We start from the raw sequence: 19,392 nt of genomic DNA, 5'->3' as shown, positions 1-19,392 counted from the left end.
AAAAAGACCTCTTTTTGGAGTTCCTAATTATTTAGGATCTAAAATATTATTGATTCGTTCTACAGCATCTTGTAAGTGATATCTACTTAAACGATCTGATGTTCTTCCGATAGCAGCTTTAACATTTCTTCTTAAAATTTTTAAGTCCGCTCTTACAATAGCTCTAATATCAGACTGACTTACATCCACTCTTGTTCCTCCGAAAAAAGCTCTAAATCTAGCTGGTACTGGTCGTTGTTCTTTTTCCATTAGGAATTGTAAACGCTCAATATGTGCTCTTTGTAAGTTTCTTCTGTAAGTGTCTATTTTTCTTCCACTATTTAGTTCACTCCATAAACCTCTTCGTAATTCACCTAACATGTCTATAACACTATAAGCTTGCGTATTGTTTAATGTTTCATTTTCAATCATTCTTGCTAATCTACCAAAGTCTAAAACATTATTTAAAGTTCTTACCTGAGCACTTCTTAAACGTTCTACACTACCAGAATTTTCAATCTTGTTGAAAATATTTTCATCAATTAACCAAGTTGGAGTTTTAAACAATTCATCTTGTAAAAATTTCATTGCTTTTTTCTGATGTGCTTTACTTACATGAGTATATACTGCTCCTTCTTGGTCATATGTTTTATAATATTCATATACACCTCCAATATTAGAAGAAACATGTCCCATATATCTGTTATACTGTCCTAATAACTGACCATACATTGTTCCTAATTCACTATAATTCTGACCATCTTCAGCCGTCCATTTAATTAAATTAGGTAAAATTCGTTTTAAGTTAGCTATACCATACTTACTTGCTTTTACAGCATCATCTCCCAAATCTTCAGTTTGTGAACTTGGATCTATAACTCCAAACTGTTGTCTCCCGAAACGATACATAGGATCTCCCGCATGTTCTAAAATCCACTGATCTAAAACTGGTTTTTCACCTTCAGCTGTTTTATCTAAAATAGGACGATATCCCCACTTAATAGAATACTTATCATAAATACCAATATTTGGCATTAACGCTACTCCTTTATCTTCTGGCTGAGCAACGTAATTAAAACGAGCATAATCCATAATAGATGGAGCTGTACCATATTTCTTTGTGAATGAAGCAGAGCGTAAAGAATCTACTGGATAAGCAACAGAACTCCCCATATTATGAGGTAAACCAATCGTATGACCAACTTCGTGAGCTGAAACGAAACGAATTAAACGTCCCATAATTTCATCTTTAAACTGATTTGATCTTGCTTCTGGATTAATTGCTGCAGTTTGAATAAAGTACCAATTATGTAATAAAGTCATTACATTGTGATACCAATTGATATCTGATTCTAAAATTTCACCAGATCTAGGATCACTTACGTGAGGTCCGTTTGCGTTTGGAATAGGAGAAGCTAAATATCGTACAACAGAATAACGTACATCTTCTGGACTCCAATCTGGGTCTTCCTCTTTACTAGGAGGATCTTTAGCTATAATAGCGTTTTTAAATCCTGCTGCTTCAAAAGCAACTTGCCAATCTTCAATACCTTGCTTAATATATTTTCTCCACTTTTCTGGTGTAGCTCTATCTATATAGTAAACAATTGGCTTCTTTGGCTCTACTAACTCACCTCTTTTGAATTTCTCTATATCTTCATCCTTTACTTCTAATCTCCAACGATCTAAGTAACGAACAGATTTACTTTTTTGTACATCTAAACCATAATCTGTTTGAGACCTAGCAAACCAACCTACTCTTTGATCAAAGTAACGACGTTTCATTGGTTTTTCTGGAAGTAAAATCATAGAATTACTCATTTCTAAAGAAATTGAACCTACACTTCCATTTGATGGTGGTTCACTAGAAAAATAAGTTTTTACATGACGTACTTCAATATTTTTAGGATAACTACTCATACGGTCTATAAAAGATCTTGTTTTATCCATCCTAGTGATTTTGAATTGTCTTCTTCTAGATTGTGGAAAACCTAATGCTTTTACATCTGTTGAAAATAAAGGAGTAGCATCGATTACAGTCGCTGTAGAATCTTTACTAAACGCTTTAATTGGAAATGAAAATAAAATAGGTTCGAAATTAGAATTTACAACAGCTTCATGAACAGGTAAAATACTATCTGCTACGACAGAATGGGAAACTACTCGTAATAAAACATTTTTTTGTTTCTTTTCCCATCTTAAAACTTGAGTGTTTTGTTTACCTCCACCAAAGCCAATTCCGCTTGCAGTTTTAGCTATTCTAGTTACCATTAACATTTCTTTACCTAATAAAGAATCTGGAATTTCGAAAAGATAACTTTGATCTTTAGAATGTACTTTAAATAAACCTTCGTCTGTTTTGTGCTTTTTTGTAACTACTTTTCCGTAAGGTTGTATTCCTCCTTTTTTAGGTTTCTTCATCGGAGGCTTTGTAGCATCCTTGTCATTTTTTTTACTATGATGCGTCTTGTTCTTATTTTTTCTTTTTTTCCTTTGCGCATCTACATTTACTGTAACACCCAAAGTAATAAGAATAGCAAGTGCTCTTGTTATTAATCTTATATTCATATAAATTAGTTGAAAAAAATTTATCGAAATTAACAAATGACCATCCCATAAGTTCTTAATAATATGTTAAAGAACTTTAATTATTCTTAATAAAAACAGAACTTATATAAAATACTTATTTTTAAACATTAAAATTTATCATAATATTAAAGAAATGAGAAAAATTCTACTTTTTGTATTCATTATCACTTTAACTGCTTGTCAACAAACCAAAAAATCAGAAAAAACCACAAAAACTTCCCCAGAGTTAAAGCCTAATAGATACAATGTTGCATTTCTTATTATGGATGGAACTTATAATACTGAACTTACTGCTCCATACGATATTTTTCAACATACCATTTTTAGAGAAGGAATAAAACCTATGAATGTTTTTACTGTAGCAGATAAAGATGAACCTGTTACCACTTTTGAAGGAATGCGTATTATTCCTGATTTTAATTATCTAAAAGATAAGTTACCTAAGATTGATATCCTTGTTGTACCAAGTGCTGAACATCATTTAGATACTGATCTAGAAAACAAGGAAATGATAGCCTTCGTTCAAGAAGTAGCTAAAGATGCTAAATTTGTTACTTCACATTGTGATGGTGCTTTTGTTTTAGCTAAAGCTGGTTTACTTGACAAAAAAGTTTCTACTACATTTCCTTCAGATATTGATAAGATGCGTGAAATGTTTCCTGATTTAGATATCAGAAAAGAAGTACTTTTTGTTCATGATGATAAATATATCACTTCAGCAGGTGGTGCAAAATCTTTCGAAGCGGCTTTATATTTATGTGAACTTTTATACGGAAAAGACATTGCTAAATCTATTTCTCGCGGATTAGTAATTGATTGGGATATTACTAAAGTTCCGCATTTAGTTGTAGAATAACATTACATTTTAAATATATCTGGATTTTTAAACCCTATAATAACACCTATAATTAGAGTTAAAACCACAACAATAAAAAAGAAAATTATAGCAAAAATTGTTAGCACTAGTAAAAATCTAAAAAAGCGAATTATTCCTTGCTTAAAATTAAGCCCATGTAATTTATTTAACACGTACAAGTAGTATATTGTAAATACAACAATATTCGAAAAATAAAAACCAGGATGTACTAATAAGGCAAGAAAAAACATTACTATAGAAACATACATTGAAGTACCAACTAAATAACTATTTATTACAATATGTTCTCCAAAATTATAAGGCTTTCTGTATGTAAAACTACTTACTAATGCATAGATTGGAATTAATAGAAAAGTAACTAGATTAAAAAACTTTAAAAACAATGTCATTATTTTATCTTGTACTTTTAACCTCATATTAGCTGTCATTTTTTCAACTTTCAGTTTTTTTAGTTGTTCGGCAGACACATCTTTAAACTCAGATAAATCTTGATTAGCTATCTTTTTTAAAGTTTCTATTTCTACTGAATTAATAGAGTTTTGAATTTCGATAAAATCTTGAGCAAAAAGATTAAAAACAATTAATGATAATGCAGCACTAATAGCCAAATAAGTAAAAGGATTTAAGTATCTTTTTCTAATACCACTAATGTATTCTCTTAAAACGACATGAGGCTCTGTAAACATTTTTTTTATCGTTACAATAAAATAACTATCCCAACCAAAACTTGCAAAGAGTTCTTTTAGTAAAAAACGAAATGTAATACGATCTTTTAAAACTTTAGCTCCACAATGATCACAAAATAAGGCACTATTTTCTATTGTTCCATTACAATTTTTACACTTCATCTTTACAATTACTTGAGTTTATCCTGCTCAAATATATAAGAATTAACCAATATTACCGTATTTTTGCAAAATATGAGGATAAGAAGACTTTCTGACTGGTTACCAACAACTAACAAAGAAGTAAAACTTCGAGGTTGGGATGAATTAGATGTAATTTTGTTTAGTGGAGATGCGTATGTAGATCATCCATCATTTGGCCCTGCAGTAATTGGACGTATATTAGAAAGCTATGGTTTACGAGTAGCTATTGTTCCGCAACCTAATGTGAACGATAACTTACAGGATTTCTCAAAATTAGGAACTCCAAGACTTTTCTTTGCTATTACTGGTGGATGTATGGACCCTATGGTTAGTAATTACACAGCTAACAAAAAGAAAAGAGATAAAGATGCGTATACCCCAAATGGTGACATTGGTTTTAGACCAGATTATGCAACTTCTGTATATTCTAAAATATTAAAGGAAAAATTTCCGGATGTTCCTGTACTTATTGGTGGAATTGAAGCTTCTTTAAGAAGAGTAACGCATTACGATTATTGGTCGGACAAGTTACTTCCTTCTATTTTAGAAACTTCTAAAGCAGATATGTTAGTGTATGGAATGGGAGAACAACCTTTACGTGAAATTGTAGAATTATTACAAAAAGGTGTTCCTTTCTCTAGTTTACGAACGATTAAACAAACTGCTTTTTTAGTAAACCCTGATGAGAAAACTCCTAAAAACAAAAACTGGGAAGATGTAGAAATTGCTTCTCATCAAGCTTGTTTAAAGGATAAAAAAATATTTGCATCTAATTTTAAAATCATTGAGCAAGAATCTAACAAGTTAATTGCTCGACGTATTTTTCAACAAATTGGAGATAAAAAATTAGTCATCAATCCTCCTTTTCCAACAATGACGGAAAACGAAATTGATGCTTCTTTTGATTTACCTTATACAAGATTACCGCATCCAAAATACAATAAGCGTGGACCAATTCCTGCTTTTGAAATGATTAAATTCTCTATAAATATTCATAGAGGATGTTTTGGTGGTTGTAGTTTCTGTACAATTTCTGCACATCAAGGAAAGTTTATTGCTAGTAGAAGTCAGGAATCTGTTTTAAAAGAAGTTGATAAAGTTGCTCAAATGGACGACTTTAAAGGATATTTATCTGATATCGGTGGACCTTCTGCTAACATGTATAAAATGAAGGGAAAAATACAATCGATTTGTGACAAATGTGTTGCTCCATCTTGTATTTCACCTGTTATCTGTAGTAATTTAGATACTTCGCATAAACCATTAACAGAATTGTATAAAGCTGTTGATGCGCATCCGAAAGTAAAAAAATCATTTATTGGAAGTGGAATTCGCCATGATATGTTGGTTCCTGAATTCAATAAAAATGCTGATCCTCAAGAATTAGATGATTATACTGAAGAAGTAATGAAAAATCATGTTTCTGGACGATTAAAAGTTGCTCCAGAACACACTTCAGATCCTGTTTTAAAATTAATGCGTAAACCTTCTTTTACATATTTCCATAAGTTTAAAGATCGTTTTGACCGTTTGAATAAAAAGAACAAACTGAAACTTCAGTTAATTCCATATTTTATTTCTAGTCACCCAGCTTGTGAACCAGAAGATATGGCAAATTTAGCCGCAGAAACTAAAGATATGGGGTTCCAATTGGAACAAGTTCAAGGATTTACTCCTACTCCTATGACTGTAGCTACAGTAATTTACTATAGTGGTTATCACCCGTATACTTTAAAACCAGTTAAAACTGCGAAAACGCGTCAGGAAAAATTAGATCAACATAAGTTTTTCTTTTGGTATAAAAAGGAAAATAGAAAGTGGATTAAAGACACGTTAACTAAAGTTGGAAAAACAGATTTAGTAAAAAAATTATTACCTGAAGATAATTCTTGGCGTAAAAATAAGCCCGGAAAAACAAAAAATACGTTTAACGACACAGTAACAAGTGTAAAAGAATCGAGAAGAAAGAACAAAGGATTTAAAAAGAAGAGAAGAAGATAATTTAATACAACTTCATTACTTCATCGAAAATAGCATAAATTTTAGTGGTTGGAATATCTTGGTGTATTTCAACCATTAATTTTGATGTAAAGGTTCGTTTTTCTTTGATCAAATCTGGATGATTGATATGAATTCCTTTTCCAATAGCGATATATGGCGTTTGACTTTTTTTATCAATCCACAAATAACAAAATATTTGATTCTTATACATAAAGCAAGGCAATCGATAATACCATTTGTGCGTAAATTCTGCATTGTACTTTAATATAATACTTTTTAACGCCAGTAAACACTCTTTTACTTCATCTTCTTGATTGTAATAAAACTCTTCTAAAGATTTCATATCAACTTTACAATTATCTACAGATCTAATGTATAAAAAAACACCATTCAAAATTTATATTTTAAATGGTGTTTGAAAAATATAAAGTAAAACTATATCTCTTTATTTCAACTGTAAATCAGCAACTAAATCGAATTCGTCATAAATTGCTTTATCTTTTAAGTTATCGAAGAAACTAGAAGAACCATATTTAATATCAAATTTCGTTCTATCTACTTTTAATGAAGCTGTTGCTTTGTTTCCATAAATAGAAATTAAAAACTTTACCGATTTAGTAATTCCCTTAATAGTTAATTTCCCTGTTACTTCATATGCATTCTTTCCTTTAGCTTTCACTTTAGTAAAATCTAAAGTTGAAATATTGTATTTTTCTACATTAAAGAAATCTCCTGACTTTAAATGACCATCTAACTTGTTTTTATAATCTCCTGTTAAATCTGTAGTATTAATAGTTGTCATGTCAATCGTTATTGATCCTCCAGACAATTTCCCATCATCAAAACTTAAATATCCTGATTTAATATTCACTATTCCTTTGTGAGAACCTGTTACTTTATAAGCTTTCCACTCAACATTACTTTCACTGATATTAATTTGTTTTCTTTCTTTTTTAATCGTTGTGAAAGAAACTGTAAAAAGAGCGATTAAAGCAATTCCTAATCCTTTTTTGAATAAATTCTTCATCGTATTTGTTTTTAATAAAAATTATACGACAAATTTCTGCAAGAAAGACGAAGGTAAAAATGATCTATTTTATGAAATCATGTTAAACTAGTTTAACTTTTTGTTTCTCTTACTAGTTGACTTTTTATCCTACTCAAAAACTCTTTTGTAATTCCTAAATAAGATGCTAGTAAGTATTGCGGAACTCTCTTTTCTATTTCCGGATAATTCTCTTTAAAAATTAAATATCGTTCTTTAGCAGTTTCGCTAAAGTTGGTGATAATTCTCTTTTGAGAAGCTACTAAAGCTCGTTCTGTTATTTTTCTAAAACAACGTTCTAGCTTTGGAACTTTTTTAAATAATTCTTCTACCGTAGTATAGTTTAACTGTAGCAACTCTGTATTTTCAATACATTGAATATTATAATCTGCTGGTGCTTGAGTTATAAAACTTCCCATATCTGAAGTCCACCAATCTTCTATAGAAAACATTACAATATGCTCATGACCATTAGAATCTAGGTAAGATGTTTTAGTACATCCTTTCAATATAAAATTGATGCATTTACAAACGTCTCCCTGCTGAACTATATATTGATCTTTTAAGTATTTTCTATGTATTAAAGCATCAATTATAATTTGTTCTTCATTTGAATTTAACTCAACTATTTTATTAATATAACGTATAAGGCTTAATGTGTGTTCCAAATCTTATTTTATAAATACTAGAGTTTATAGTTTTTAAAAAAACTTTACTTATTCTCAAATGTAACATTTATAGTGAAGTAATTCCAGTTTTAACTCAAAATTGTAAATGAGTTAATATCTAAATCTTTTGAGCAAAAACGAGTTAGGTCTTGAATGTACTTTTGTAATGAAAGGAATGATTAACCAATTAATTATAAATGATTATGAGAGATTTAATAAATATAATTTTAATGAATTTAAAGCAATTAGGTAAAGCAGCAGGTTATGCTTTACGACATTAAAAAACAGTAATAAGACTTTTATTAAACACTGTTTAAAACAAACTATAAAATATTATATGTTGTTTCGTAGTTTTTAATAGTAGTTTTTCTTTTTCATGGAGAAAAAAACCACTCAATTGCTTGAGTGGTTTTTTATTTAGCTCTTATTATAATTGCTTCAATAATAATTCTGCAACTAATTCTGAAGATGCAGGGTTTTGTCCGGTAATTAAATGTCCGTCTTCTACTGCATACGGATGCCAATCTTCTGCTTTAGAATATTCACCTCCATTTTCTTGTAACATATTTTCTACTAAAAAAGGAACTACTTCTGTCAACTGTACAGCTTCTTCTTCTGTATTACTAAAACCTGTGACTTTCTTTCCTTTAACTAAAGATTCTCCATTAGCTGTTGTGTTTTTTAAAACAGCTGGTGCGTGACAAACTGCTCCTACAGGCTTATTGCTATTATAGAAATCTTCAATTAAACGAACTGAATCTTTATCTTCTGCTAAATCCCAAAGTGGTCCATGACCTCCTGGATAAAAAACAGCATCAAAATCTTCTGATTTTACTTCGCTCAATACTTTTGTATTAGCTAATTTATTTTGAAGTTGTTCATCTTTATTAAAACGTTCTGTTGATGGTGTTTGAAAATCTGCCAATTCACTTTTTGGGTCAATTGGAGGTTGACCTCCTTTTGGTGAAGCTAATGTTATTTCAACTTCTTTATCCGCTAAATAGTAATAAGGGTTTGCAAATTCTTCTACCCAAAAACCTGTTTTTTCTTCTGTATTTCCTAGCTTATCGTGGCTAGTTAAAACAAATAATACTTTTTTCATGAGTTAAGTGATATAAATTATATTACAAATTTAAAATCTAACTCAGAGATAAAAATTGATGTATGGTAATTTATGCTTTTAATGAAATTTCTTTTCGTATTCTACTTAAACTTTCAGTAGTAATTCCTAAGTAAGATGCGATATGGAAGTTTTTTATATGTTTTTCGAAATCTGGATATACTTTTAAAAAGTCTAAATATCTTTCTTTTGCCGTTTTTGTAAGATTTGCTAAAATTCTTTTTTCTTGACGAACAAAAGCGTTCTGTAATTTTAATCGAAAAAAAGCATTTAATTTAGGGACTTCAGAAAAAAGTTGATCTAAATCTTGTTGGCTTATTTTTACTAATTCTGCATCTTGAATACAAGCAACATTTAAAACAGATTTTCTATTTGCCCATAAGGCAATATAATCACTTATCCACCAATCTTTAATAGCAAACTGTAATGTATGCTCCTTTCCAGAATCATCAAGATGATAAGTTCTTAAACAACCATTCAACACAAAAAACTGATCTTTAACATCATGATTTTGCGTTAACAACAGCTCTCCTTTTTTCACCTGAATATACACCAACTTAGAAAGTATATTATCTTTTTCTGTTTGTTTTAAATCAAGAGTTTTAAAAATAGTATTTACAATGATTTCCGATAACATTATTTACACACTTTACAGTCTTTTTTGTCCTGTATTTCGCCCACTAATTTACCATTTTCATTTATCGTATAACCACAACAATCCATAAAACCTTTTGCTATTAATTTTCTTCCTCTTTGAATTTGAGATTTAACTGTAGGCAAAGGTAAATTCAATTGTTTTGCTATCTCTTGCTGTTTTACTCCTTTGATATCATACAAGAAAAGTGGAGTTCTATATTTCTTAGGTAAATTTTTAATTATTCCTGGCAAGCAATCTCTTTCCGTATGCTCATTACTTTCTTCTTCAAACTCTATATCTATGTTATCGAATGTTATTGTTTTACCATTAGATTTAAAGTAATCGTACATTGTATTTCTAACAATTGTAAAAACCCAGGACTTTAATTTTGACGGTTCTTTTAATGTAGATAATTTACTATGAATTCTAATAAAAGCATCTTGCAAAATATCTTCCGATGTTGCTTCTTCTTTTACTTTACTAAGAATAAAACGCTTTAAATCTTCACTGTAATTCGTCCAAACCTCATTAGTATTCATATATACAAAGATAATTTACTAAAAACAGAGTTTCAATATATAATTATTGAAACCCTGTTTTAAACTATTTTAATTAACAATTACAGTTAGAACAAGTACAGTTATCACATGTACAATTAGAACAATTCCCTGTTTTGCATCCATCACAATTACATGTGCATTCTCCTTTGTATATCATAATATCTATTTTTAAACTTCATACAATAGACATTATTCTTGTGAAAAAGATGCAAACTTGTAAAATTATTTTTCTTGAAGCTGCAAAATATCTTCGAAGTATTTTTCCCAAACACCATTTACTAAACGTTCTCCAAACTCATGAAATTCTCCTTTTTCTGTTTTTGTAAATATTAAACGTCTGCTTTCATTAAAATATACCATAAAATTTCCATCTACTACTTCACCTTTATAACCTTGTTTATTTCCGTTTTTTGTAAATGGATAATAGTAATAATTTTTGTCCTTAAGATTATAACTCACAATAGTATGTAAAGCAATCCATGGAGATTTTACGTTAAGTTGAATTAAATTACCATCCATTAAATAACTAACATTTTCTGTTACGGATACTTTTTTAACTCCATCTTTACCGTAAGAAATTGAAGTTCCTTGCCAATCACCTATTAAAAATGAAAGTTTTTGCAATGCTTGTTTTTCTGATTCTTGAGCATTTACTACAAATATGACACAAAAGAATACAATTATTAGTTTTATTGATTTCATAATATAAAAAACGGGTTATTTTTTAATTCCTTACAGAATATAAAAATAACCCTTTATAACTATTTTAATTACTACTAAGCTGTTAACTCTTTTTATTTCTGACAAAAGAATTTAAGTTTTACCTTTTAAATAGTTTTCAGCCAAATTGCTAACGCTAATAGTATCCTTTTATTTTATTGACTTGTAAAATTACTTTACTTTTTGTCCAGCTAAGTAAGTTTCAAGAACTTTTGTCTTTGGAACTTTATTAATTTCAACAGTCATAATATCTTGATCTAAGATGATGAAATCTGCCATTTTACCTACTTCGATACTTCCTTTTTCATTTTCTTCGAAATTAGCATAGGCATTCCAAATTGTCATTCCCTTTAAAGTTTCTTCTCTTGTTAAAGCATTTTCCATTTGATATCCGTTTTCAGGATAATTATTTAAATCTTTTCTAGCAACAGCTGCGTAAAAAGTTAAAAACGGATTTACTTTTTCTACAGGATAATCGGTACCTAAAGCTACTTTTCCATATACATTTAAAAGCTGTTTAAATGCATAGCCTCCTTTTATTCTTTCTTCTCCTACTCGATCTGCTGCCCAGTACATATCTGAAGTTGCGTGTGTCGGCTGAATAGATGGAATTACATTTTTAAACAAATCGAAATCTTGTTGATCTACAATTTGTGCATGCTCGATTCTCCAACGCCTATCAGTTTGACCTTTTAAAACTTCTTGATACGTTTTCAACATTAAATAATTTGCTGAATCTCCAATTGCATGTGTATTCATTTGATATTCTGAATCTGCAATTTGTTTGGCAATTTCCTTGTAACGCTCAGGTGAGAAAATTAATGCTCCGAAATGATTATGACGATCGCTATATGGTTTTTTAAGTGCAGCTCCACGAGAACCTAAAGCTCCGTCTCCGTATACTTTAAAAGAACGAACATTTAAACGATCTGTTTTAATAATTCCTTTTTTAATGTAGTAATCCAAATTCTTTTGTGTTGCAGAAACCATTGCATATATTCTAATTTTTAAATCATCAGCTTGCTGTAAACTATCGATTAGTTCGATTGTTTCTTGATCTAAACCTGCATCAACAACAGTTGTTAATCCGTAAGAAAAATTAATTTTCTCAGCATCTTTTAAGGCTTGAATTTGTTCTGCTTTAGAAGCCACAGGAACTTTTACAAAATCCATTGCATTGTCGATTAAGACTCCTGTTAGTTTTCCATCTTCTTTGATAAACTCTCCTCCTTCTACTTTAGAATCGTTTGTAATTCCAGAAACATCTAAAGCTTTTTGATTCACCAACATTGCATGTCCGTCAACTCTTGTGATTGCTACAGGAGTATCTGGGAAAAGTTGATCTAGTTTCTCCTTAGTAGGAAACTTTTTTACTTCCCAATCATTTTGATCCCAACCTCTACCTGTGATAAAAGGAAGGTTTTTTTCTTTCTGAAAAACGACTAATTTTTCTAAAACAGCATCATAACTTTCAGTTCCAGTAACATCTACTTTTTGTAATTGCAATCCGTATCTAAAGAAATGACAATGTCCATCTATAAAACCTGGATATACTGCTTTTCCTTCAGCATCAATAACTGAAGTTGCTTCGTATTTATTTTCAATTTCTGATGTTGATCCAACCGCTACAAATTTTCCATCTTGAATGGCAAAACTTTCAACAGTTTCGAAATTTTTATTTACGGTATAGGCATTCGCATTTTTAACAATAACATCAACTTTTTGTTTTTGTTGACAAGAATATGCTAAGAATCCTAATGCCGATAATAGAATTATTTTTTTCATTTAAGTTAGTTTAGTTTTTTGAATAAGAACCATGCCCACGCTATCAAAACAAATTGAATAACAAGCCTAATGTAAGCTCCTTTTTTTGTTTTCATTGCTGGTTTTTCTCTTGTGATATCCCAAATATGTAATGGTAAAAACGTAATCATAAGCAAAGCCATTCCTAAAGCTGCATATTTCTGATAATTTGGAATACACAAACCTATTCCTATTACTAATTCTACCATACCTGAAGCATATGTAACAAAAAGCTTTGGAAAAAAAGCTGGTATGATTGGATAATAAAATTTAGGTTTATAAAAATGATGAAACCCGATAGCTATTAACATTACTGCCATAAGAAACCTTGAATACAAAAACATTTGCTCCATATTATGGTTTTACTTTTTCGTCTGTATATAAATATTTATCCATTAAGTACACTAAACTTGTCATAGATGCACTACCCAACTCTAATTCTCTTTTATTTACTTTATCGAAAGTATCTGTAGACGTATGGTGATAATCAAAATAACGCTGACTGTCTGGTCTATATCCAGCTAAAGTAACATGATCGTCTTTTAACGGAGAAATATCTGCTCCACTTCCTCCTTTAATTAAATCGTGCAAACCGTAAGGAGCCAATAACATTTTCCAACTTTGAACCAAAGCTGTATTTTCAGCATTTGCATCAATAGAAAAACCTCTAGGAGTGTGTCCGCCCGCATCACTTTCTAAACCAGCAACATGAATTTCTTTATTCAATTTTGCTAATCTAGCGTATTCTTTAGCTCCACGAGTTCCGTTTTCTTCATTCATAAAAAATACAATTCGAATTGTATTTTTAGGTTTTATATTATTCTTCTTTAATAAATATGCAACTTCTAAAGATTGTACAACTCCTGTTCCATCATCGTGAGCACCTTCACCTAAATCCCAAGAATCTAAATGTCCTCCTACAACAATAATTTTCTCTGGATTTTCACTTCCTTTTATTTCACCAACAACGTTATGAGATGGCGCATCTGGTAATGTTTCGCAACTTTGCTTGAAGTAAAACTGTAAACTTGGATTCTTTTTTAAATCTGCACTTAAATTTTCTGCTGCTCTAGAACTAATTGCTGCTGCAGGAATATATTGTTCTTTTGGCATTTCTCCGTAACTCATTGTTCCGGTATGAGGATAATCGTTGATTCCATTAGTCATTGAACGAACAATTACTCCTTTAGCACCAAACTGTCCACAAATTCTAGCTCCAGAAAAACGTTGCCCAACACAACCTCCGTAAGCTTGAAAAGTATTGATTAAAGTTTCATCGAAAGCTCCGTTAAAGAATACTATCTTTCCTTTTAGTTTGTCGCCTAGTTCTTCTGCTTCTTTTAAACTTTTTACCTCAATAACTTCAGCTTTAATTCCAGATGCAGGAGTAGCAATTGAGAAACCTAAAGCACAAACAGGAACATCTTTTTTCTTTCCGTTTATAGTATAATACGCTTCTTCTTTTTCTCCTCGAACCCAATGTGGCACCATAACAGGTTGCAACCACACAGAATCTAAACCTACGTCTTTCATTAGTTGTTCACCCCAAACAACAGCTTTAGCAGCTTGAGGAGAACCCGATAAACGACCTCCAATATTTTGAGTTAAATCACGTAGCCATTCATATGACTTTCCTTCAGTTAATGCTGCATTAAAAAAATGTTTAATATTAGCACTGTCTTTCTTTTGCTCTGCTTTATTTACAATAGCAACAGCTTTCGTTTCATCAGCTTTTTCTTTTTTATCTGTATTACAGCTACCAATTACAGTTGCTGCCAATAAAAAAATGAGAGTTTTTTTCATGTTTTGGTTTAATTAATGGAGTTTAAAATTACGGTTTTATTTTTTTTTCATTGTAAGTTTCACGTTCTTATAAACACATTTTTGATTAATGTTTATTTTCCTTAATCTTCAACTTATATTTTTTTAATTCTTTTAATACTTGTGGAGCTAAAACTACTAAACCTATCATGTTAGGAACCATCATAGAAAAAACCATAGCATCAGAAAAATCGGTTACTGCATTTAAAGTAGCTGCCGCTCCAACAACTGTAAATATGCAAAAGATGACTTTGTAAATATTTCCGATAGTTTTATTTCTTCCGAAGAGAAAAGTCCAGGCTTGATAACCATAATACGACCAAGAAATCATAGAAGAAAATGCAAACAAAATCACAGCTATAGTTAATACATACGGAAACCAAGAAATACTACTTTCCAATGCTTTAGAAGTTAAAATTGCTCCTTGTTCAAAAGACACTTCATTTCCAGCAGTTATTTGTCCTGTTATAATTAATGCTAGGGCTGTCATGGTACAAACAATTACAGTATCGATAAAAGGCTCCAATAAAGCTACTAAACCTTCACTAGCTGCATAATTTGTTTTTACTGCTGCATGTGCTATCGAAGAAGATCCGATTCCAGCTTCATTTGAAAATGCACCACGACGAAAACCTTGAATCATTACACCAATAAAACCACCTGCGATTCCTTCAGGATCAAACGCTCCATTGATAATTTGTGATATCGCATTTGGAATTTCAGAAAAATTAGTTAATAAAACTACAATAACAGCGAACACATATACGACCACCATAACAGGTACAACTTTGTCTGTTACTTTAGCTATTTTTTTGATTCCACCAATAATTACTATTCCCGAAAAAATGGCCATGATACATCCGAAAATCCAACCTTTTCCATAAATAAAACTTTCTTCTGCTCCAGTAACATACTCAAATAATTTAAATGCTTGATTTACTTGAAACATATTTCCTCCTCCAAAAGAACCTCCAACACACATTACTGCAAATAAAATCGACAACAATTTTCCTACTTTAGAAAAACCTAATTGTGAAAAACCTTTTTTAAGATAATACATCGGTCCGCCAAAAACAGTTCCGTCTTTTGCTATTTCTCTATATTTTACACCTAAAGTACATTCGACAAATTTTGACGCCATTCCTAACAATCCAATAACAATCATCCAAAATGTAGCTCCAGCTCCACCAATGGATAAAGCAATGGCAACTCCAGCAATATTACCTAAACCTACTGTTGCTGAAAGTGCGGCTGTTAATGCTTGAAAATGTGAAACTTCTCCATGACCTTCAACTCGTATTGTTTCTTTAACATCTTCTTGATTTGGAATATCAATATGATCATATTTTCCTCTAATGATATTTACTGAAGTTAAAAAGCTACGGATATTTATTCCTTTGAAATAGATTGAAAAATACAATGCACCAAATACAAGAATGATTAACACCCAAGGAATAGAAATGGTATTTGTTATCGGAATTTGATATAAAATTGCATCGGTAAACCAACTCGTTGCTTCATGAAAAGATTGATTAATTTGTTGATCTAAACTTTGTGTTTCTTGAATGAGAAATGCCATATTTTGTGTGATTAAAATGTTTCACACAAAAATGTTTGTAAAGACAAAACATGTAAAGGTTACACAATGCTCTTTTTAAAAGCAGCAATGATTAAGCATATGGTTAATCATGCTGAATCGTAGCAAAATCAAGCAATTCGTGATCTTTAGCGTAAGCAATTAACTGTTCTTTCCCACCTGTTCCAGAAATATTAAGTACTTTTTTGATTTGATAAATATGAGTTTGAAATCCATCGACACTTATATTCATTGCTTCAGCAATTTCAGTATATGATTTTTCTTCTCCACAAATGCCTAAATTTCCTAATACTTCTTTTTGACGATCAGACAACTCTACTTTAGACGCTAATTGCAGTTCTTTAAATTTCTTTTTCTCAGCTAAAATTTCTGATTTCAAACTTTTTATTGTGCTTAAATGACTTTCATTCGCAATTTGTAGCTTTTCATTTTCTATAATTAATTGCTCTTGTAAAAGTTTTGTTTCTTGTAATTCTGTTTGTTTTTCTTCTTTCTCAGCTAGTAATTTCCAACTATATAGTAAGATCGTAAATAAGAGTATGAATAAAAACTTAAATGATATACTAGATACCACACCTAAAATCCCCCAAGTAGTAGTATTAATCCAATTTGACAGGCTTTCTTCAGGAAAAATTCGATGTGTAACTGCAACAATAATCAATAAGAATAAAGCTAGAGTTGGTAGAAACATAAAACGCATTCCTCTATTTTTAAATGCTTTATTTAACTCTTGTAAAAGTGCAAATGCGACCACGATAGATATTGGAATATCGATTAACCAAATGACATTATTACTTGATTTTGATGGTGTATTTGTAAAAAATGAAATCAGAAAAACGAAAGCGTTCATAACCAAAACACCTCCGAAGATTACAAATACTTCTTTATTTGTAAAACGTTCTATAATTCGAATTACAATGTTTCTTTTTTCATTATGTTGAATTGAAGGAATTGATAATAATATAAATAATGAGTTTAGCAGTGAGAAGAAAACTCCAATACTAATTATGATACTATTTGACTGCTCTAATTGAAAGACTTCATTCAATATAATATTCAAAAAAGCTCCAATTCCCCAAGAAAATATTGCTAAAGCAAACCACTTAATACCGTCTACCGAAGTAGAAGTTTGACTTTTAGATTTTTCTTTGCGATAAACACGATGAATCACAAAAAAAGTAATTAAACATACAATTGCAGTAATATAATTTGAAACATGAATTAACATATTTTCAAGGTACGTTTTTTTATCAAAACAAAAACACAACTATTGTTTTATAGTTGTGTTTTTGCATTTAAAATTGTTTATCATTCATTAAAATAGTGCATCAAACTTCCAAATGAATCCTCCAATAATTTGGAATCCTTGGGCATCGAAATTGGTAAATCTTTGATAATTACTATTGGTTATGTTATTTGCTTGTAAGAAAACTGAAAATAAATCATTAAAATGATAACCTCCATTAAGATTTAAATCGATATAAGCATTTAAATCTATTGCTGTAAATGCTGCGCCATTTCGTTGAGCTCCTTTTCTACTCCCTACAAAATATAAATTTGCACCTGCATACCATTTCTTCACTTTATAGTTTGCAAAGACATCAGCTTTAATTTGTGGTAAATTCCAAGCTTCTTCTTGATTTGTTGTACTATAAGAATTGAACTCTGCATTTAAACCTAAGTTTAATTTTCTAGAAAAATCATAAGTTACTTCTCCGAAGAAACCAACTGTAGTAATATCGTCATAAATTACGTCGAATGAATTTCCAAAATTATATCCTCTGAATAAAATCCCACTTGGAAAACCTATTGTAATTCCGTTTGAAGCAGATTCATTTAACACAAAAAATGCTCTGTTTTCTTCTTTCTTAAAACTAGCTCTAACATTGTAATTTAAGTTTCCACTTAAAATTCCTCGAAATCCACCAAAAGCATCAAAAGCCTCACTAGATTGCTGAATGTTTAATGTTGGAGAAACATATGGATTTTCTCTAGAAAAACTCTCATAAGAATTTACAGTTAAATCTCCTTTAGCTCCAGCGTAAATATTAGCATACCTAGGAATAATCGGATAATTTACTTCTACATCTGGATATGCAAAAAACTTTCCTTCTGTATTTTCCAAATCGAAAGAATAATATGCTTTTCCTCCTAATTTGATATCAAAATCTTTAAATGAAAAAGCATAAGTAGGATGAATTCCAGCCGTTGCGAAACTATAGTTTATTTTTTGAAGAGGATCTGAATATGCTCTATCAAAACCTCCCATGATAAAGTTTATAGACGTTCTTAGGTCTAAATCCTCATAATTCAATCCGAATCTTCCTAAAGGAATAGCAAACTTTGCATCTACATCAGCATGAATCTCATCAGAATCTTGGTCGTCTGAAAAATACCCAATCGATGTATTTACTTCTTCTATTGCACTGTATGGAAAATAAATAGATCCTTTTAAATTATAATATTTATATAATTGTTCTTCTTCTATAGTACTAATAGTTGGATCTAAAAAGACTATATCTGAAGGTAAACCATACCAATTATATTTATTTCTATAAGCGTTTAAACCAACTTTCCAGTCGAAATTTCGCATTTCTTGTTTTAAAAATAAATCAACACTTGCATTATAATAACTGCTGTTTAATATTGTATTTTGAACAGGATCTTTAGATGATATAAAATTTATTTTACCTCCATATTCATATTCAAAAGCACTTGTATTTTGAAAATAAGCTTCTACAAAAGGAGTTAAATTATTTCCGAAACCTAAAGAAAAATAATTATCAAATAAACGCTCACGTTCACCAACATCAATTCCTTTTAAAACACCACTCTTAGGTTTAAATTTAGACGCGACTGAAACTGGTTGAATCTTATATTCTAAAGATTTACGTTTAGCTTTATCTGATAATTTAATTACAGGTTTCTTTTTAATTTTAAAAGCATCTGTAACTTTTGGTGCGTAAGAAGTTACTACCTCTACTACTTCTGTTTTTATAATTGAATCTTTAGATTTCTCTGTCTTTGGTTTATTTTGAGCTATACTAAAGCTTACTACAAACATTGCTATAGTGACTACTATTCCTCTTTTCATTCTCTTTTAACT

General features: G+C 30.3%; 17 protein-coding genes. 2 read left to right on the top strand and 15 right to left on the bottom strand.

Annotated elements, in window-relative coordinates:
• Nucleotides 1-27: 27 nt before the first annotated feature.
• Nucleotides 28-2,547 carry a zinc-dependent metalloprotease gene (locus tag ACSIGC_RS15575; protein WP_442265699.1) on the bottom strand — a complete coding sequence of 840 codons (2,520 nt, stop codon included), beginning with the start codon at nt 2,545-2,547 and terminating at the stop codon, nt 28-30.
• 154 nt (nt 2,548-2,701) lie between these two features.
• Between ACSIGC_RS15575 and ACSIGC_RS15570 the strand changes: the two genes are divergently transcribed.
• Nucleotides 2,702-3,424, top strand: a complete 723-nt coding sequence (locus ACSIGC_RS15570) for a DJ-1/PfpI family protein (protein ID WP_442265698.1) — start codon at nt 2,702-2,704, stop codon at nt 3,422-3,424.
• Nucleotides 3,425-3,426: 2 nt separating this feature from the next.
• On the opposite strand, the gene ACSIGC_RS15565 is transcribed toward ACSIGC_RS15570, so the two are convergent.
• Nucleotides 3,427-4,293 (bottom strand): DUF3667 domain-containing protein, encoded by an 867-nt coding sequence (locus ACSIGC_RS15565; protein WP_442265697.1) that lies wholly within the window; start codon nt 4,291-4,293, stop codon nt 3,427-3,429.
• Nucleotides 4,294-4,365: 72 nt separating this feature from the next.
• Here ACSIGC_RS15565 and ACSIGC_RS15560 point away from each other — a divergent pair, with 72 nt between their 5' ends.
• Entirely contained in the window at nt 4,366-6,315 is a 1,950-nt protein-coding gene (locus tag ACSIGC_RS15560) for a YgiQ family radical SAM protein (RefSeq protein WP_442265696.1), read from the top strand.
• 1 nt (nt 6,316) lies between these two features.
• Here ACSIGC_RS15560 and ACSIGC_RS15555 read toward each other — a convergent pair whose 3' ends face one another.
• The 13 genes from ACSIGC_RS15555 to ACSIGC_RS15495 all read right to left on the bottom strand — a co-directional run bounded on the left by ACSIGC_RS15555 (nt 6,317) and on the right by ACSIGC_RS15495 (nt 19,380).
• Nucleotides 6,317-6,709, bottom strand: a complete 393-nt coding sequence (locus ACSIGC_RS15555) for a DUF1801 domain-containing protein (protein WP_442265695.1) — start codon at nt 6,707-6,709, stop codon at nt 6,317-6,319.
• Between the two features lie 51 nt (nt 6,710-6,760).
• Nucleotides 6,761-7,342 (bottom strand): YceI family protein, encoded by a 582-nt coding sequence (locus ACSIGC_RS15550; protein ID WP_442265694.1) that lies wholly within the window; start codon nt 7,340-7,342, stop codon nt 6,761-6,763.
• A 92-nt stretch (nt 7,343-7,434) separates the two neighbouring features.
• A complete protein-coding gene (locus ACSIGC_RS15545) occupies nt 7,435-8,028 on the bottom strand; it encodes a Crp/Fnr family transcriptional regulator (protein WP_442265693.1) in 594 nt (197 codons plus the stop codon).
• 427 nt (nt 8,029-8,455) lie between these two features.
• Entirely contained in the window at nt 8,456-9,130 is a 675-nt protein-coding gene (locus ACSIGC_RS15540; protein ID WP_442265692.1) for a type 1 glutamine amidotransferase domain-containing protein, read from the bottom strand.
• A 70-nt stretch (nt 9,131-9,200) separates the two neighbouring features.
• On the bottom strand, nt 9,201-9,785 hold the full coding sequence (locus ACSIGC_RS15535; protein WP_442265691.1) for a Crp/Fnr family transcriptional regulator: 585 nt from the start codon (nt 9,783-9,785) through the stop codon (nt 9,201-9,203).
• Complete coding sequence (locus tag ACSIGC_RS15530; RefSeq protein WP_442265690.1) at nt 9,785-10,324, bottom strand: sigma-70 family RNA polymerase sigma factor; 540 nt, start codon at nt 10,322-10,324, stop codon at nt 9,785-9,787. The genes ACSIGC_RS15535 and ACSIGC_RS15530 overlap by 1 nt, the downstream gene beginning before the upstream one ends.
• Nucleotides 10,325-10,567: 243 nt before the next feature.
• Nucleotides 10,568-11,047 (bottom strand): hypothetical protein, encoded by a 480-nt coding sequence (locus tag ACSIGC_RS15525; RefSeq protein ID WP_442265689.1) that lies wholly within the window; start codon nt 11,045-11,047, stop codon nt 10,568-10,570.
• 189 nt (nt 11,048-11,236) lie between these two features.
• The gene (locus ACSIGC_RS15520) at nt 11,237-12,850 is read right to left on the bottom strand and encodes an amidohydrolase (protein ID WP_442265688.1); all 1,614 of its coding nucleotides are present in this window, start codon (nt 12,848-12,850) and stop codon (nt 11,237-11,239) included.
• 5 nt (nt 12,851-12,855) lie between these two features.
• Nucleotides 12,856-13,188 carry a DoxX family protein gene (locus ACSIGC_RS15515; protein WP_442265687.1) on the bottom strand — a complete coding sequence of 111 codons (333 nt, stop codon included), beginning with the start codon at nt 13,186-13,188 and terminating at the stop codon, nt 12,856-12,858.
• Between the two features lie 34 nt (nt 13,189-13,222).
• Nucleotides 13,223-14,671 carry a M20/M25/M40 family metallo-hydrolase gene (locus tag ACSIGC_RS15510; protein WP_442265686.1) on the bottom strand — a complete coding sequence of 483 codons (1,449 nt, stop codon included), beginning with the start codon at nt 14,669-14,671 and terminating at the stop codon, nt 13,223-13,225.
• 85 nt (nt 14,672-14,756) lie between these two features.
• The gene (locus ACSIGC_RS15505; protein WP_442265685.1) at nt 14,757-16,268 is read right to left on the bottom strand and encodes an alanine/glycine:cation symporter family protein; all 1,512 of its coding nucleotides are present in this window, start codon (nt 16,266-16,268) and stop codon (nt 14,757-14,759) included.
• A gap of 103 nt (nt 16,269-16,371) precedes the next feature.
• Complete coding sequence (locus tag ACSIGC_RS15500; RefSeq protein ID WP_442265684.1) at nt 16,372-17,514, bottom strand: hypothetical protein; 1,143 nt, start codon at nt 17,512-17,514, stop codon at nt 16,372-16,374.
• A gap of 87 nt (nt 17,515-17,601) precedes the next feature.
• A complete protein-coding gene (locus tag ACSIGC_RS15495) occupies nt 17,602-19,380 on the bottom strand; it encodes a hypothetical protein (RefSeq protein WP_442265683.1) in 1,779 nt (592 codons plus the stop codon).
• Nucleotides 19,381-19,392: the final 12 nt, after the last annotated feature.

Source organism: Tenacibaculum aquaeponti, from assembly GCF_052084715.1.
Taxonomy (GTDB): Bacteria; Bacteroidota; Bacteroidia; order Flavobacteriales; family Flavobacteriaceae; genus Polaribacter.
Note: the sequence above shows the minus strand (reverse complement) of the source record. Positions and strands in the feature narration are given on the sequence as shown.